Annotated in this window: 1 protein-coding gene; it reads right to left on the minus strand. The window is 37.5% G+C overall.

What is annotated here, in order from left to right:
* Window positions 1–331: CoA transferase (locus tag R0J88_RS19240; protein WP_410900766.1), on the minus strand; the 331-nt coding region annotated here is incomplete at both ends.

Consider the following 331-nt stretch of genomic DNA (forward strand, 5'->3'; position numbering starts at 1 on the left):
GTCCTGTCACATCCATCAAGCCACTCATCGCCTGAATCACTGGATCAAATCCTGGTTCCGATGCAAGAGGTCCAGTTTGTCCAAAACCTGTAACGGCACAATAAATAAGTCGAGGATTTACCTTCTTTAGTTCCTCATAGCCAATTCCCATTTTTTTCATGTCACCTGTTTTGAAGTTTTCAATGAGTATATCTGCATCTTTCACAAGCTCTTTTAATTGTTGTCGATCTTCTTCTTTTTTTAAATTTAATGTGATGGATTTTTTATTTCGATTCGCACATAAATAATAGGTGCTTTGCTCATTAATAAAAGGTCCCCATTCCCGCATACT

Origin of the sequence: Pseudoalteromonas sp. SIMBA_162 (assembly GCF_046535955.1) — a bacterium.
GTDB classification, from domain to species: Bacteria; Pseudomonadota; Gammaproteobacteria; order Enterobacterales; family Alteromonadaceae; genus Pseudoalteromonas; species Pseudoalteromonas marina.